This window comes from Microbacterium aureliae, from assembly GCF_054780155.1.
This window is the reverse complement of the sequence record NZ_BAAGWW010000001.1, coordinates 910,722-926,386: the sequence shown is the minus strand read 5'-3', so window position 1 is coordinate 926,386 and position 15,665 is coordinate 910,722. Positions and strand designations below refer to the sequence as shown.

General features: G+C 73.4%; 11 protein-coding genes, 1 other RNA gene and 1 riboswitch. Of the genes, 8 read left to right on the top strand and 4 right to left on the bottom strand.

All coding sequences use genetic code 11. From position 1 onward, the window contains the following. Positions 1-5: 5 nt before the first annotated feature. Positions 6-1,019, bottom strand: coding sequence for an AAA family ATPase (locus ACYVF4_RS04480; RefSeq protein ID WP_460720125.1), 1,014 nt, complete (start codon positions 1,017-1,019; stop codon positions 6-8). A gap of 210 nt (positions 1,020-1,229) precedes the next feature. Here ACYVF4_RS04480 and ACYVF4_RS04475 point away from each other — a divergent pair, with 210 nt between their 5' ends. The 7 genes from ACYVF4_RS04475 (at position 1,230) to ACYVF4_RS04445 (ending at position 10,239) form a co-directional block, all read left to right on the top strand. Then, positions 1,230-1,688: a hypothetical protein gene (locus ACYVF4_RS04475; RefSeq protein WP_460720123.1), complete on the top strand. Its 459-nt coding sequence runs from the start codon at positions 1,230-1,232 to the stop codon at positions 1,686-1,688. After that, positions 1,685-3,328, top strand: coding sequence for a DUF5671 domain-containing protein (locus ACYVF4_RS04470; RefSeq protein ID WP_460720121.1), 1,644 nt, complete (start codon positions 1,685-1,687; stop codon positions 3,326-3,328). The genes ACYVF4_RS04475 and ACYVF4_RS04470 overlap by 4 nt, the downstream gene beginning before the upstream one ends. A 23-nt stretch (positions 3,329-3,351) precedes the next feature. Further along, positions 3,352-3,448: signal recognition particle sRNA small type (ffs, locus tag ACYVF4_RS04465), an RNA gene on the top strand. Between the two features lie 50 nt (positions 3,449-3,498). After that, a complete protein-coding gene (pta, locus tag ACYVF4_RS04460; RefSeq protein WP_460720119.1) occupies positions 3,499-5,628 on the top strand; it encodes a phosphate acetyltransferase in 2,130 nt (709 codons plus the stop codon). Then, positions 5,625-6,845 (top strand): acetate/propionate family kinase, encoded by a 1,221-nt coding sequence (locus tag ACYVF4_RS04455; RefSeq protein WP_460720117.1) that lies wholly within the window; start codon positions 5,625-5,627, stop codon positions 6,843-6,845. The genes pta and ACYVF4_RS04455 overlap by 4 nt, the downstream gene beginning before the upstream one ends. A gap of 113 nt (positions 6,846-6,958) precedes the next feature. Beyond that, entirely contained in the window at positions 6,959-7,726 is a 768-nt protein-coding gene (locus ACYVF4_RS04450) for an HAD family hydrolase (protein ID WP_460720115.1), read from the top strand. Continuing rightward, positions 7,723-10,239: a glycoside hydrolase family 65 protein gene (locus ACYVF4_RS04445; protein ID WP_460720113.1), complete on the top strand. Its 2,517-nt coding sequence runs from the start codon at positions 7,723-7,725 to the stop codon at positions 10,237-10,239. The genes ACYVF4_RS04450 and ACYVF4_RS04445 overlap by 4 nt, the downstream gene beginning before the upstream one ends. 67 nt (positions 10,240-10,306) lie before the next feature. Here ACYVF4_RS04445 and thiD read toward each other — a convergent pair whose 3' ends face one another. From thiD to thiM, 3 genes are all read right to left on the bottom strand, one after another. After that, positions 10,307-11,716, bottom strand: coding sequence for a bifunctional hydroxymethylpyrimidine kinase/phosphomethylpyrimidine kinase (gene thiD, locus ACYVF4_RS04440; RefSeq protein ID WP_460720110.1), 1,410 nt, complete (start codon positions 11,714-11,716; stop codon positions 10,307-10,309). Beyond that, positions 11,713-12,435, bottom strand: coding sequence for a thiamine phosphate synthase (thiE, locus tag ACYVF4_RS04435; RefSeq protein ID WP_460720108.1), 723 nt, complete (start codon positions 12,433-12,435; stop codon positions 11,713-11,715). Before thiE ends, thiD begins: the two co-directional genes overlap by 4 nt. After that, on the bottom strand, positions 12,432-13,265 hold the full coding sequence (thiM, locus tag ACYVF4_RS04430) for a hydroxyethylthiazole kinase (protein WP_460720106.1): 834 nt from the start codon (positions 13,263-13,265) through the stop codon (positions 12,432-12,434). Before thiM ends, thiE begins: the two co-directional genes overlap by 4 nt. Beyond that, positions 13,256-13,350, bottom strand: a riboswitch (TPP riboswitch). (Overlaps the previous gene by 10 nt.) Positions 13,351-13,446: 96 nt before the next feature. Between thiM and ACYVF4_RS04425 the strand changes: the two genes are divergently transcribed. Next, positions 13,447-15,663 (top strand): DNA polymerase III subunit gamma and tau, encoded by a 2,217-nt coding sequence (locus tag ACYVF4_RS04425; RefSeq protein WP_460720104.1) that lies wholly within the window; start codon positions 13,447-13,449, stop codon positions 15,661-15,663. Positions 15,664-15,665 lie beyond the last annotated feature (2 nt).

The window sequence follows — 15,665 nt, the reverse complement described above, 5'->3', positions numbered from 1 at the left end:
CGGTGCTAGCGCCGCGCGGCGATCGGGACCGGCACGCTGGCGGCGATGCGGTCCAGCGCGCCGCTCACGGTGTCGGCGACGGTGCGGCCGCGACCGCCGCCGGCGGTGCGGGTGGGGATGAGGCGGTGGGCGAAGACCGGGACGAGCAGCGCCACCAGGTCGTCGGGGATGACGTAGCCGCGACCGTCGAGGGCCGCCCGCACCTTCGCCGCGCGCACGAGCTGCAGCGTCGCGCGGGGGCTGGCGCCCAGGCGCAGGTCGGCGTGGACGCGCGTGGCGTGGGCGAGGGCCACCGCGTACTCCTCGATGGCGGGCGCGACGTGGATGGCGCGCGCCCACGCGATGAGGTCCGACACGCGGTCGGCGTCGATGACCGGGCGCACCTCGTCGAGCGGGTTGATCCGCTCGCGCTGGCGCAGCATGAGCGCCTCGGCCTGGGCGTCGGGGTATCCCATCGACACGCGCATCATGAAGCGGTCGCGCTGGGCCTCGGGCAGGGCGTACGTGCCCTCCATCTCGAGCGGATTCTGCGTCGCGACCACGAGGAACGGATCCGGCAGCGGGTGCGTGCGCCCGTCCACGGTGACCTGGCGCTCCTCCATCGCCTCGAGCAGAGCGGACTGCGTCTTCGGGGACGAACGGTTGATCTCGTCGGCGATGACTATGTGGGCGAAGATGGCGCCGCGCTTGAACTCGAACTCCCGGTCGACGGGGTTGAACACCGACACCCCCGTCACGTCGCCCGGCAGCAGGTCGGGGGTGAACTGCACGCGCCGCACGGTGGCGTGCACCGAGGCCGCCAGCGCGCGCGCGAGCATCGTCTTGCCGACGCCCGGGACGTCCTCGATCAGCAGGTGCCCCTCTGCCAGCAGGCACACCAGGGCGCTGCGGACCGCTTCGGGCTTGCCGTCGATCACGCGCGAGACGGAGTCCAGGATGCCGCGTGTCGCGGCCAGGAACGATTCCGCCGTCACGCCGCCGGCGCTCTCGGGCGGAGCGGTCGCGCGCGCTGCCGTCACGGGTGCATCTGTCACGGGTGACCTCCGGTACGGCCGTCGGGCGGGCCGGTTCCCGACCGGCAGGCGGGCGGCATCGCCCCCTCGTCGATGGTAACAACGCCCACCCCCGCACGGGGCGGGTCGGGCGCCGCGGAACCGTCTTCCGGCCGCTCCCGGCGTGGCGGGACGAAGATCCTCGGTGAGGGGCGCCCGAGCATCGAAGATGAGGTCATGAGCGAAGAAGCCCGGCGGTCCCGTCTCGTCATGTACGCCCTGCTGGCCGCAGTGGGGCTCGTCGTCGTGATCGCCCTCGTGGTGGTCTTCACGCGGGGCGGCCCCGCCGAATTCGCCGAGGACACCCCCGAGGGCGTGGTGCAGCGCTACAGCCAGGCGGTCGTCGACGGCGACACGCAGAAGGCCCTCGGCTACCTCGTCCCCGAGCTCGCGGACGACTGCGAACGCATCCCGCTGGGCAGCGAGGATCGCAGGGTCACGCTCCTCGAGACCGACGAGCGTCCCGACGGCACGCGCGTGCACGTCATGATCGCAACGGTCTACGGCTCCGGCCCGCTGGGCTCCAGCGAGTACGAGACCGAGGGAGTGTTCGATCTGGTCTCCGCCGACGGCGGCTGGCTCATCGAGACCGCGCCGTGGGAGCTCGCGGTGTGCGCCGAAGGCGGGGTGAAATGATGACCGTCCTCACCGAGCCGGGCGCCTCGGCCCCGGTCGGCCAGACCGGACGGGTCCAGGCGGGCGTCCGCCGCGTCATCGTCTACCTGATCCTGTTCGCCCTGGTCGTCATCGCCGCGACCGGTCTCGCGGGCCTTCTCGAACTGCTCTTCTCCATCGGGCGCGTCCTGTCGGGCGGCGACGACGCCCTGGCCCGCTCCCTCGCCTTCACCTTCATCGGCGGTCCGCTCGCCGGCGTGCTGTGGTGGTGGCAGCGCCGCCGCCTCGCCGACCCGGCCGAGCGCGCCTCGCTCATGTGGGCGCTGTACATCACCGCGATGTCCACCGTCTCGCTCATCGCCGCGACCGTGTCCCTGGCCTCGACCGCCGCCGAGGCGGTCGACGGCAGGTGGCAGCCGGGCAGCCTCGCCTACGGCATCGTGTGGGCGGGGGTGTGGGTGTGGCACCGCCATCTGCGCCGCAGCGCCCGCACCGCGCCCGCCCGGCTTCCGGGGGTGCCGGTGGCGCTGGGCGGCGCCTACGGCCTGGCCGTGGCGACCTCGGGCGCGGTGAGCGCACTCGCGCTCGTGATCGAGCAGGCGCTCGGGGTCGGCGATGACGCCCTGGTCGGCCAGGGATCGTGGGGCGTGCCGGTCCTGCAGGCCCTCATCTGGGCCGCGCTGGGGGCCCTGGTCTGGTGGTGGCACTGGTACCGCGAGGGCGGGCGCGACGAGGCAGGGTCGTTCGCCGCCGTCATCCTCGTCGTGGTGGTGGCGGTGATCGCCGGGGTCACGCTCTTCGCCGTCGGCACGGTGCTGTTCGTCGTGCTGCGGATGCTGCTGGACAACGACCCCCTGACCGAGGTCCTGCGGCCCCTCGACACCGCGGTGGCCGCCGCCCTCATCGGCGGCGTCGTGTGGGCCTACCACAGCCAGGTCCTCGCGACCCGGCCGGCGGCCACGCGCCGCATCGCCCGCATCCTGATCTCGGCGGTCGCCCTCGGCGGCGCCGCCAGCGGCTTCGGCGTCATCGTCAACGCGCTGCTGGCCACCACCGGCCGCACCCTGGTCGACGACGACCCCCGCACGCTGCTGCTGGGCGGACTGGCCGCGCTGCTCGTGGGGTTCCCGGTGTGGTGGGTCGCCTGGCGGCCGACCCGCGCGATCTCGGCCGAGGACGCCGCGGTCACCGCCCGCCGGGTCTACCTCGTCGTCGTCTTCGGTGTGAGCGCCGTGGTCGCGATCGTCACGCTGCTGATCATCGGCTACCGCGTGTTCGAGCTGATGCTCGGAAGCGGCGGGGGACTGGTCGAGCGAATCCGCGCCCCCTTCGGTCTTCTCAGCGCCACCGTCCTCGTCTTCGCCTACCACTTCGCCATCTGGCGGCGTGACCGGACGCAGGCCCGCACCATCGCGCCCCGTGCGACCGTCGGCCGCATCGTGCTCGTGGCCGGCGACGCCCCGACCGAGCTGGTGCAGCGGCTGCGCGCCGACGCCCGAGCGCCGGTGGCCGTGTGGCGGGCGCAGCCGGGGAGCGCCGGCGTCCTCGACGACGCCGCGGTGGATGCCGTCCGCGCCGCGGTCGCGGGCGTCTCGGCGCCGCGCGTGCTCGCGGTGGTCACCGGCGAGGGCACCGTGGACGTCCTGCCGCTCGCGGAGTGAGTCCGCGGACGGGTTACACTGGGGACAGCTCTCCGCGAGGCGGCATCCAGGCCAACTCCCCCAGGACGGAAACGTAGCAAGGGTAACCAGGCTCTGCCGGGTTCGCGGAGAGTCTTACTTTTCCCGGCGGATCCCGAGGAACACCCGCCGCGCCGCCCTAGGCTGGCAGGGTGGCGCAGAGCATCTTCATCACCTCGGCAGAAGGTCACTCCGGCAAGTCCACCGTCGCGCTGGGGGTGCTCAGCACGCTGAGCCATGCCACGCCGCGCGTGGGGGTCTTCCGGGCGATCGCGCGCTCCACCGACGAGCGCGACTACGTCCTCGAGATGCTGCTCGAGCACGACGGCGTCGACCTCGACTACGACGAGTGCATCGGCGTCAGCTACGACGACGTCCGGCATGATCCGGATGCCGCGCTGGCGACCATCGTCGAACGCTACAAGGCCGTCGAGGCCCGGTGCGAGGCGGTCGTCATCCTCGGCAGCGACTACACCGACGTCGGCAGTCCCGCCGAGCTGGCCTACAACGCCCGCATCGCCGCCAACCTCGGAGCCCCCGTCCTGCTGGTGCTGGGCGGCCGCGACGTGCAGGGCCAGCCCGAGCAGCTCGGATCCTCCCTCCCCCGCACCGCCGCGCAGATGGGCCAGATCGCCGACCTCGCCCTCGCCGAGCTCGCCCACGGCCGCGCCGAGCTGTTCGCCGTCGTCGCCAACCGGGCCGACGCCGGCGCCCTCGCCGAGGTGGTCGAGGCGATTTCGACGTCGGTGACCGCGGCCCGCGGCGCCGCCGTGCCGGTGTGGGCGATCCCCGAGGACCGCTTCCTGGTCTCGCCGTCGATGCGCGACATCATGCGCTCGGTCGAGGGCGAGCTGCTGGGCGGCGACCCCGAGCTGCTCACCCGCGAGGCCCTCGACGTCGTCATCGCCGGCATGTCGATGGTCAACGTCCTGCCGCGCCTGCTCGAGGGCGCCGTCGTGGTGATCCCCGCCGACCGCTCCGAGGTCCTGCTGGCCGCGCTCCTGGCCAACGCCTCGGGCACGTTCCCCTCGATCTCGGGGATCGTCCTCAACGGCGGCTTCGAGATCCCCGAGCCCGTCACGCGACTGCTCGAGGGCCTCGGCTCCAACGTCCCCATCATCACCACCGATTTCGGCACGTACGAGACGGCGGTGCGCGTGATGAACACCCGCGGCCGGCTGGCGGCGGACTCGCAGCGCCGGTACGACACCGCCCTGTCGCTGTTCGAGACCCACGTGGACACCGAGGAGCTCGTGCGCGCGGCGGGCCTGGCGCGCGCGACCGTCGTCACGCCGCTGATGTTCGGCTACCAGCTCATCGAGCGCGCGCGGTCCGACCGGCGCCGCATCGTGCTGCCCGAGGGGGACGACGACCGTGTCCTGCGCGCCGCCGCCACGGTCCTCAAGCGCGGCATCGCCGACCTCGTCATCCTCGGGGAGCCCTTCGAGGTCCGCTCCCGGGCGATCGAGCTGGGCGTGGACATCCAGGCCGCCGAGGTGCTCTCGCCCTTCGACGCCCCCCATGTCCGGCGCTTCGCCGAGGAGTACGCGCGCCTGCGGGCGCACAAGGGCGTCACGTTCGAGAAGGCCGCCGACACCGTGACGGACGTGTCGTACTTCGGCACGCTCATGGTGCATATGGGGCTCGCGGACGGGATGGTCTCGGGCGCCGCGCACACCACCGCCCACACCATCCGGCCCGCCTTCGAGATCATCAAGACCCGGCCCGGAGTCTCGGTCGTCTCGAGCGTGTTCCTCATGGCCCTCGCCGACCGGGTGCTGGTCTACGGCGACTGCGCCGTCGTCCCCGACCCCACCAGCGAGCAGCTCGCCGACATCGCCGTCTCGTCGGCGGCGACCGCCGAGCAGTTCGGCATCGAGCCGCGCGTGGCAATGCTGTCGTACTCGACGGGGGAGTCGGGCTCCGGTGCGGACGTCGAGAAGGTGCGCGAGGCGACCCGGCTGGTGCGCGAGCGGGCGCCCGAGCTCCTCGTCGAGGGCCCGATCCAGTACGACGCCGCCGCCGACGCGGCCGTCGCCGCCGCCAAGATGCCCGGCTCCAGCGTCGCCGGCCGGGCGACGGTGTTCGTCTTCCCCGACCTCAACACCGGCAACAACACCTACAAGGCGGTGCAGCGCTCCGCCGGCGCCGTCGCCATCGGACCCGTGCTCCAGGGGCTCAACAAGCCCATCAACGACCTGTCGCGCGGGGCGCTGGTCGACGACATCGTGAACACGATCGCCATCACCGCGATCCAGGCCCAGGGAACGGCATCCGAATGACCCCTGTCCTCGTCGTCAACAGCGGCTCGTCCTCGTTCAAGTACCAGCTGATCGACATGGATGCCGAGCGGGTGCTCGCCTCGGGGCTCGTCGAGCGCATCGGCGAGCCGACCGGCACGGCCACCCACACCGTGCGGGCGCCCGCGGGCAGCCAGGCGGCCTACACCGACGCCACGTCGAGCCGCGAGCTGCCGATCGCCGACCACACCGCGGGCTTCGCGGTCATGCTCGAGGCATTCGCGCAGGACGGCCCGTCGCTGGACGACCACCCGCCGGTGGCGGTCGGCCACCGCGTCGTCCACGGCGGCGCCCGGTTCTTCGAGCCCACCCTCGTCACGCCGCTCGTCGAGATCAACATCGACGAGCTCAGCGTGCTCGCCCCCCTGCACAACCCCGCGAACCTCGCCGGGATCACCGCCGCGCGCGCGGCGTTCCCCGACGTGCCGCACGTCGCCGTCTTCGACACGGCCTTCCACCAGACGCTGCCGCCCGCCGCGTACACGTACGCCATCGACGCCGACCTCGCCGCCGCGCACCGCATCCGCCGGTACGGATTCCACGGCACGAGCCACAAGTTCGTCAGCGAGGCCGCCGCCCGCCATGTCGGCAGGCCGGTCGGCGAGCTGCGCCAGATCGTCTTCCACCTCGGCAACGGCGCGTCGGTCACCGCCATCGACGGCGGTCGCTCCGTCGAGACCTCGATGGGCCTGACGCCGCTCGAGGGCCTGGTCATGGGCACGCGCTCGGGCGACATCGACCCGGCGGTGCTGTTCCACCTGGCGCGGCGGGCGGGGCTGTCCATCGACGACCTCGACGCCCTGCTCAACAAGCGCAGCGGCCTTCTCGGGCTCGCCGGGGTGTCGGACATGCGCGACATCGACGCCGGCGTCGACCGGGGGGATGCCGCGGCCGCCCTCGCCTTCGACGTCTACGTCCACCGGCTGCGGGCGTACGCCGGCGCCTACCTCGCCCAGCTCGGCGGCGTCGACGTGATCTCGTTCACCGCCGGAGTCGGCGAGAACTCCGCGCGCGTGCGCGCCGCGGCGCTTCGGACCCTGGGCTTCGCGGGCGTGGCGATCGACCCCGAGCGCAACGAGGCCCGCGGGCAGGGCATCCGCACGATCTCGACCGACGAATCGGCGGTCGCGGTCCTGGTCGTCCCCACCGACGAGGAACTCGAGATCGCCCGGCAGACCCTGGGCGTCGCCCGCGCCTGATCCGCGCCCGTTCCCGCCGTGCCGCGGCGGCACTACTCTTGCTTCACGGCACGAACACCCACTCGTCATCCCCCCACCCCTCGTCCCCCGGAGGTTCCGTGTCTGCTGACGCGTTGCCCGATCTGACCGTGTACGACGCCGTCCTGTTCGACCTGGACGGCGTGCTGACCCCCACCGCCGAAGTGCACATGCACGCCTGGCAGACGATGTTCCGAGAGCTCTTCGAGGACTGGAACATCACCCCCGCGTACACCGAGCGCGACTACTTCGACTACCTCGACGGCAAGAAGCGGTACGACGGCGTGGCGAGCCTGTTGCGCTCCCGCGACGTCGAGGTGCCGTGGGGCGACCCCTCGGACGACCCCGCCGCCGACACCGTCTGCGGCATCGGCAACCGCAAGAACGCGTTCTTCGAGAAGGTGCTCCGCGACGAGGGCATCGCCCCCTACCCCGGGTCGCTCGAGCTGCTGGACCGTCTCGCCGCAGCCGGCACGCCGGTGGCGGTGGTCTCCAGCTCGAAGAACGCCGAGGAGGTGCTCGGCGTCGCCGGCATCCGCGACCGCTTCGGCGTGGTGATGGACGGCGTCATCGCCGAGCGCGATCACCTGGCCAGCAAGCCCGCCCCCGACGTCTTCGTCGAGGCCGCGCGCATGCTCGGCGTGGACCCCGCAGCGGCCGCCGCCGTCGAGGACGCCCTCAGCGGCGTGCAGTCCGCCGCCGCGGGCGGCTTCGGACTCGTCGTCGGCGTCGACCGGGGCGTCGGGGCGCAGGTCCTCAGAGACGCCGGGGCGCACCTGGTCGTCGCCGACCTCGCCGAGCTGGTCCCGGCCGTGGGCACCGGCATCCGCACCGTCCCCGCCGGTGAGGAGGAGGGCGAATGATCGACCGCGACCGCTTCCCCGTCGACCCGTGGAAGCTCGTCGAGACGTCGTTCTCGATGGAGGATGCCGGAGTCACCGAGACCCTCTTCAGCGTCGGCAACGGCTACCTGGGCCTGCGCGGCAACCACCCCGAGGGGCGCTGGGCGCACGAGCACGGCACCTTCATCAACGGCTTCCACGAGACCTTCCCGATCCGTCACGCCGAGAACGCCTACGGCTTCGCCGAGCTCGGGCAGACGATCATCAACGCGCCGGACTCCAAGATCATGCGCGTCTACGTCGACGACGAGCCGCTGTCCTTCGACGTCGCGGACCTGCGCCGCTACCGCCGTGAGCTCGACATGCGCGACGGCGTGCTGCGGCGCTCGGTGCTGTGGGTGACGCCGTCGGGCAAAGAGGTGCAGATCGACTTCGAGCGCATGGTGAGCTTCGAAGAGAAGCACCTGGCGGTCATGCGGCTGCGGGTCACGGTGCTCAACGCCGACGCCCCCGTCGCCGTCAACTGCCAGATCATCAACCGGCAGGACGGCGAGGACGTCTACGGCGGCGCGCCCTCCTCGGCGCGCACCGCCGGCGTCGACCCGCGCAAGGCCGAGAAGATCGACGGGCAGCGCGTGCTCCAGCCGCAGGAGTACTGGCAGGACGGCGCCCGCACCGCGATGTCCTACCGTGCCAGCGAGTCGGGCATGACCCTCGCCGTGGCCGCCGACCACGTCATCGAGACCGACAACTCCTACAACCTGCGCACCCTCATCGAGGCCGACATCGCCAAGGACGTCTTCCGCGTGGATGCGCGGGCGGGCGTCCCGATCGTCATCACGAAGTTCGTCAGCTACCACACCTCGCGCGGCGTCCCCGTGCGGGAGCTGGTCGACCGCTGCCGGCGCACGCTCGACCGCGCGCAGGAGGTGGGCGTCGAGACGCTGCTGGAGCGCCAGCGGGCGTGGTTGGCGTCGTTCTGGGAGCGCTCGGACGTCGTCATCCAGGGTCAGGACGAGCTGCAGCAGGCCGCGCGCTGGTGCATCCTGCAGCTCGCGCAGGCCGCCGCGCGCGCCGACGGACTGGGGGTGCCCGCCAAGGGCATGACCGGCTCGGGCTACAGCGGGCACTACTTCTGGGACACCGAGATCTACGTGCTGCCGTTCCTGGCGTACACGACGCCGCAGTGGGCCCGCAACGCCCTGCGGATGCGCTCGCTGATGCTCCCCGCCGCGCGCCGCCGGGCCTTCCAGCTCAACGAGGCCGGTGCACTGTTCCCCTGGCGGACCATCAACGGCGAGGAGGCGTCGGCGTACTACGCCGCCGGCACCGCGCAGTACCACATCAACGCCGACGTCTCGTTCGCGCTGGCCAAGTACGTCCGCGCGACCGGCGACGAGGAGTTCCTGCACCGCGAGGGCGTGGACATCGCCGTCGAGACGGCGCGGCTGTGGACGACCCTCGGCTTCTGGCGCAGCGTGGACGACGTCGAGACGACGTTCCACATCCACGGCGTGACGGGTCCCGACGAGTACACCACCGTCGTCAACGACAATCTCTTCACCAACGTCATGGCGCGGTTCAACCTGCGCTTCGCCGCACGGACCGTCCGCGAGATGGCCGAGCTCGACGGCGAGGTGTACCGCGATATGGTCGCGCGCCTGAACCTCGAGGACGACGAGCCCGAGGCGTGGGAGCGCGCCGCCGAGGCGATGCACATCCCGTTCAGCGAGGCCGCCGGCATCCACCCTCAGGACCACGTCTTCTTGGAACGGGAGATCTGGGATCTGGAGAACACCCCGGACGACAAGCGCCCGCTGCTGCTGCACTTCCACCCGCTGGTGATCTACCGGTACCAGGTGCTCAAGCAGGCCGACGTGGTGCTGGCGCTGTTCCTGCAGGGCAACCACTTCTCGGCCGCCGACAAGCTCGCCGACTTCGAGTACTACGACCCGCTGACCACGGGCGATTCCACGCTGTCGGCGGTCGTGCAGGCGATCCTCGCCGCCGAGGTGGGCTATCAGGAGCTGGCGCTGAAGTACTTCACCGAGTCCGCCTTCGTCGATCTCGCCGACCTGCACCACAACGCCTCGGACGGCGTGCACGTCGCCTCGGCCGGCGGCGTGTGGACCGCGCTCGTGTGCGGCTTCGGCGGCATGCGCGACCACTTCGGCGAGCTGTCGTTCGACCCGAGGCTGCCCGCGGACTGGCCCTCGCTCAGCTACGTGCTGCACTGGCACGGCACCCGGCTGCAGGTCACCGTCGAGCGCTCGTCCCTGACGGTCGCCGCCGGCCCGGGCGACCCGGTCGCCTTCACCGTCCGCGACGAGGCGTTCATCGTGCCCGGCGGCGAGCAGATCGTCGTCCCGCTCGCCGACCAGGGCCCGGTCATCCCCGGCCGCCCGTCGCTGCGCCAGTTCGCCGACGTCCGCCGCGAGGACGGCTCGAACCTGTCGGCCTCGGTGCCGGCGGTCACCACCGCGATCCCGATCGTGGGGTCGATGGAGAACGTCGAGCACGGCTCGGACAGCTGAGAGGGCACCGGCCCGCGCGCGGTGCGCGGGCCGGTGCGCACAGGCCGGTGCGCTGAGTTCGGCGCCGTCAGGCGCGGTCGAAGAAGTCGAGCTCGTGCTCGGTCGACCTCGCGTACGCGACGTGCATGCGCGCGCGCCCCGCGTCGTCCGCGGCGCGGGCGGCGGCATCGGCGATCGCGCCGGCGCTCGCCGTCGCCCGGGCGAACGCCGTGTCGCCGTACATCCGCAGCCAGTCGTCGTACGGGTGCTCCGGATGCCGGTTCCCGCCGAAGCGGGCGCCCAGGTCGGCGTACACGACGAAGCACGGCAGCAGCGCCGCCACGAGCTCGGAGTAGGCCGACGCGGAACGCTCCAGGTGCGCGAGGTAGGCGGTGGTCTGAGGCGCCGGCGCGACCTCGCGCGCACCGTGCCGGCGGTGCATCGCCTGTTCGGCCGCGACGGCGGTCTCGGCCGACCCCGCCCAGAACGCCGCATCCGCGGGCGATCCGGCGAGGGCGCTCGCCCGCTGCAGCAGCCGCGCGTACTCGGCGAGGTACAGCGCGTCCTGCGCCTCGTAGCGGGCGAAGGTCTCGCCAGGGAGCGTTCCGTCCAGGAGCCCGCGCACGAACCGGCATCCGTCGATCCGGTGCCGGATGTCCGCCGCGGCGCGCCACGCCGTGGCCGACCAGGCCTCGGCCGACGCCGGCCGCTGGTGGTGGAAGTGGTAGATGGGTCCGTTGCCGCGTCCGACGCGCAGCGCGTCCGCGTGGCGCAGCGCTCCGGTGAGCCACTCCTTCACCCGCCCGAGCGCGTCGGGCCAGGACGCCCCGTGCGCCGCGACGGTGGCCATCGCCGACGACATCGAGCAGCCCGTCCCGTGCGTGTGCGTCGTCGCGACCCGGCGGCCGGGCACCTCGTGCACCCCCTGGGTCGTCACGATCGCATCGGGGCAGTCCTCGCCCGCGAGGTGGCCGCCTTTCAGGAGCACGGCGGTCCCGGCATCCCTCGCCAGCGCCTCGGCGTCGTTGACCGCCTGCTCCCACGTCGCCGCCGGGGGCCGCCCGGTGAGCACGGCGAGCTCGGCGAGGTTCGGGGTCACCAGATCGGCGCGCCGGCAGAGGCGCCGCAGAGCCGACTCCGCCTCGGCGTCCAGCAGCCGGTCGCCGCTGGTGGCCACCATGACCGGGTCGAGCACCACGAGGGGCGGATCGGTGCGCACGAGCCAGTCCTCGACCGTCTCGACGACCTCGACCGAGTGCAGCATCCCGATCTTCACGGCGTCGATCTCGACGTCGTCCGACACGGCGTCCAGCTGCGTGCGCAGGAACGCCGCGGGCGGCGCGTGCACGTCTCGCACGCCGCACGTGTTCTGGGCGACCAGGGCGGTCACCGCCGCCATGCCGTAGCCGCCGAACGCGGCGATCGACTTGAGGTCGGCCTGGACGCCCGCCCCGCCGGTCGGGTCGGTGCCGGCGATGCTCAGGACGCGGGGGATCATCGCACCGGCTCCGGGCGCGGCGCCGCGTGCGGCCCGCGGACCGGCTCCGGGACGGCGTCCGGAGCGGGCAGTGCCGCGTCGCACGCCGTGCGCAGCGCCCGCGTCGCCGCCGCGGGATCCTCGGCCGCGCACACGGCCGAGACCACCGCGACGCCGGCGGCCCCCGCGCGCCGCAGCGCCTCGACGTCCCCCTCGCCGACGCCGCCGATCGCGATGCAGGGCAGCGGAGTCTGCGCGGCCAGTGCGGCGAACCCCGCCACCCCGAGGGGCGGCGGATGGTCGGCCTTCGTGGCGGTCGGGCGGATGACCCCGGTTCCCAGATAGTCCACGGTGCGGGCGGGCAGGGCGGATGCCGCGGCCAGATGCTGCGGAGTGTTGGCCGTCCAGCCGATCACGGCCTGCGCGCCGAGCAGTCGCCGCGCGAGAGCCGGCGGCACGTCGGATTGCCCGAGGTGCACGCCGTCCACGCGGGCGCCCGCGTCACGGGCGGCGAGGGCCACGTCGACGCGGTCGTCGACGAGCAGAAGGCACCGGCGGTCGATCACATCCGACAGCGTCACCGCCTGCTGGATCATCTCGCGCGCCGACGCCGACTTCGCCCGCAGCTGGACGACGTCCACGCCGGCTCCGACGGCGGCGTCGACGATGTCGCGCAGGCGCCCGAAGGGCACCCGGTCGTCGGTGACGAGGTGGAGCGCGGCTCGCGCCGCCGGCGTCATCGTGCCACCGCCTGGGCAGTCGCGATGCGCGACGGCCCGTCGGCCACGGTCCGCGGAAGGGCATCGAGCTCGTCGACGAAGGACACCGCGAACGAGCCGGGGCCGCTGCAGCGGGCTGCGGCGCGCTCCGACGCGACGGCGTACATGACGGATGCCGCGAGGGCGGCCTCGAAGGGGGCGGTCACGGCGGTGAGCGCCGCCATCACCGCCCCGAGCGAGCAGCCGCCGCCGGTGACGCGCGTCAGCAGGGGATCGCCGCCGGTGACGCGGGCGACGCGGTCGCCATCGGTGACCAGGTCCACGGGACCCGACACCGCGACGACCGCGCCGCAGCGCTCGGCGAGATCCCGGGCGGCCGAGGCCGCGGCATCCGGACCGGCGGTGGAGTCCACTCCCCGCCCGCCCTCGCCGGCGCCGGCAAGCGCGAGGATCTCGGATGCGTTGCCGCGGATGAGCGTCGGCCGGTGCTCGAGGAGCTCCCGGGCGAGGGCGGTCCGCACCGGGAGCACGCCGACCGCGACGGGGTCGAGCACCCAGGGCGTGCCAGCCCGGCGGGCGTGCTCGACCGCCTCGAGGGCGGCCTGCCGCTGCTCGGCGGTCGGGGTGCCGAGGTTGATCAGCACGGCGTCGGCGACGGCGGCGAACATCCCGGCCTCGCCGGGGATGTCGCACATGGCCGGCGCCGCGCCGGCGGCCAGCAGCGCGTTGGCGGTGAAGTTCGTCACCACCGCGTTCGTGATGCACTGCACCAGCGGCGCCGCGCGCCGAAGCGCGCTCACCGCCTCGGCGGGGGAGAGGGCGGACAGGTGTGCTTCGGTGCGCGCGTTCATCGCGACATCCCTTCGCTCGCATGATCGAGATCAGGTTCGACGGGTGTGTTCTCAGCCCGCCGTGCGGGCACCCCGTGTCACTGCCGAGCAATCTAGCAGGCCGGCACGGGGTCGTCGTCGCCGTGTCCCCGGCGGGGGAACCGGCCGCGGCGATGTCTGCGGCACGCCGTAGGCTGTGGGGGTGACCACCGCCCTGTACCGCCGCTACCGGCCCGAGTCGTTCGGCGAGATGATCGGGCAGTCCCAGGTCACCGAGCCGCTCATGACGGCGCTGCGCGGCGATCGCGTCGGGCACGCCTACCTGTTCTCGGGTCCGCGCGGCTGCGGCAAGACGACGTCGGCGCGCATCCTCGCCCGCTGCCTGAACTGTGCGCAGGGTCCGACCGACACCCCGTGCGGCGAATGCGAGAGCTGCGTCGAGCTGGGTCGCGGGGGCGGCGGCTCGCTCGACGTCGTCGAGATCGACGCCGCGAGCCACAACGGCGTCGACGACGCGCGGGACCTGCGCGAACGGGCGGTGTTCGCGCCGGCGCGGGACCGCTTCAAGATCTTCATCCTCGACGAGGCGCACATGGTCACCCCGCAGGGCTTCAACGCCCTGCTGAAGCTGGTCGAAGAGCCGCCCGCGCACGTCAAGTTCATCTTCGCCACCACCGAGCCCGAGAAGGTCATCGGCACCATCCGCTCGCGCACCCACCACTACCCGTTCCGGCTCGTGCCGCCGGCGGCGATGCTGGAGTACGTCCAGCAGCTCTGCGTCGCCGAGCACGTGACCGTCGAGGCGGGTGTGCTCCCGCTCGTGGTCCGCGCCGGCGGCGGGTCCCCGCGTGACACGCTGTCGCTGCTGGACCAGCTGATCGCCGGCTCGGAACCCGCCGAGGACGGGGTGACCGTTCGCTACGAGCGGGCCGTCGCACTGCTGGGCTACACCCACGCCGAGCTGCTGGACGAGGTCGTCGACGCGTTCGCCGCCGCCGACGCCGCAGCGGCCTTCGCCGCGGTGGACCGCGTCGTGCAGACCGGGCAGGACCCGCGCCGCTTCGTCGACGATCTGCTGGAGCGCCTGCGGGACCTCATCATCGTCGCCGCGACCGGTCAGGATGCCGCGGCGGTGCTGCGCGGGGTGTCGGCCGAAGAGCTCGCCACCATGCAGCGACAGGCCGACGCCTTCGGCGCGGGCCGTCTGTCGCGGACGGCCGACATCGTCATCGCGGCACTCGACGAGATGACCGGGGCGACCTCGCCGCGCCTGCAGCTGGAACTCATGGTGGCGCGCGTGCTCGCGCAGACCACCGCGGCCGCTGCGGTGCCCGCCCAGAGTCCTCCGGTGGCGTCGCCGGCAACGGCGGGCGCCGTCTCGACGGGTGCTGCCCCGACGGGTGCCGCTCCCGCGGATGCCCGCCCGGTGCCCGCTCCCGAGCAGGCCGAGCCGGTCTCTGCCCCCGCCGCGTCGCCGGCTCCCGCTGTGCCGACCGGGCCCGTCACCGCGCAGCGCATGCGGGACGCGTGGCCCGAGGTGCTGGGCGCGCTCGAGAAGATCAGCCGGTCGTCGTGGCTCATCGCCTCGAGTGCCCGGGTGGCGGATTTCGCCGACGAGGTCCTCACCCTCGGCTTCCAGAGCCAGTCGGATGTCGCGGCGTTCAAGCGCCGCGCCGCCGGCGCCGGGCCCAGCGAGGACCTGCGCACCGCGATCCAGGGCGTCCTCGGCATCCGCGTGAAGTACCTCGCCAAGCACGACGCCGACGGGTCAGGCGACCCCGCTCCCGGCCCCGGCGACGAGACCGAACCGGGTGACCGCTGGGCGCCGCCGGCCCCGGCGGAGCAGCCCTCCTCGGCGTCTCCGAGCTCGGCGCCGCCCTCCGGACCCGCGTCGCCGCCGCCTCCGGCGCAGTCGTCCGGTCCCGCGCCGGCCCAGTCCTCTCCGGCCCAGTCCTCTCCGGCCCAGTCCTCTCCGGCCCAGTCCCGGCCGGCGCAGTCTTCCCGTCCCGCCCCGGCATCTCGTCCGGATCCCGCCGCCCCCGTGACCGATTGGGCGGTCGCGCCGATCCCGGACTCCGGTCCGCCGGCGGCGCAGTTCGCCGTCGACGACGAACCCGAAGAGGCGGAGTCCGCCGCCCCCGCGCGCCTGGCGACTCTCGCCCCGCCGCGCGACGGCGTCGTCCTCGCGCCGGCCGACGCGGCGCCGCCCGCCCAGGACGCCGACGACCCCGCCGACGAGGTCCCCGACGTGCCCGATGCCGATGCCCCCATCCCGCCGGTGGTCGCCCCGCGGCTGGCCGCCGCGCCCGAGACCCGCGGCGACGGGGTGCAGCGCTACGGCGAGGCGGTCGTCCGCCAGGTGCTGGGCGCGCGCTTCGTGCGCGAGGAGCCCTACGAAGCGCCGACGAGGTTCAGCTAGCC

What these genes read in the sequence shown, in the direction of transcription:
- ACYVF4_RS04455 (WP_460720117.1), top strand. Translation starts at nt 5,625, where the DNA reads ATGACCCCTGTCCTCGTCGTCAACAGCGGCTCGTCCTCGTTCAAGTAC.
- ACYVF4_RS04475 (WP_460720123.1), top strand. Translation starts at nt 1,230, where the DNA reads ATGAGCGAAGAAGCCCGGCGGTCCCGTCTCGTCATGTACGCCCTGCTG.
- thiE (WP_460720108.1), bottom strand. Translation starts at nt 12,435, where the DNA reads ATGACGCCGGCGGCGCGAGCCGCGCTCCACCTCGTCACCGACGACCGG.
- thiD (WP_460720110.1), bottom strand. Translation starts at nt 11,716, where the DNA reads ATGATCCCCCGCGTCCTGAGCATCGCCGGCACCGACCCGACCGGCGGG.
- ACYVF4_RS04470 (WP_460720121.1), top strand. Translation starts at nt 1,685, where the DNA reads ATGATGACCGTCCTCACCGAGCCGGGCGCCTCGGCCCCGGTCGGCCAG.
- thiM (WP_460720106.1), bottom strand. Translation starts at nt 13,265, where the DNA reads ATGAACGCGCGCACCGAAGCACACCTGTCCGCCCTCTCCCCCGCCGAG.
- ACYVF4_RS04445 (WP_460720113.1), top strand. Translation starts at nt 7,723, where the DNA reads ATGATCGACCGCGACCGCTTCCCCGTCGACCCGTGGAAGCTCGTCGAG.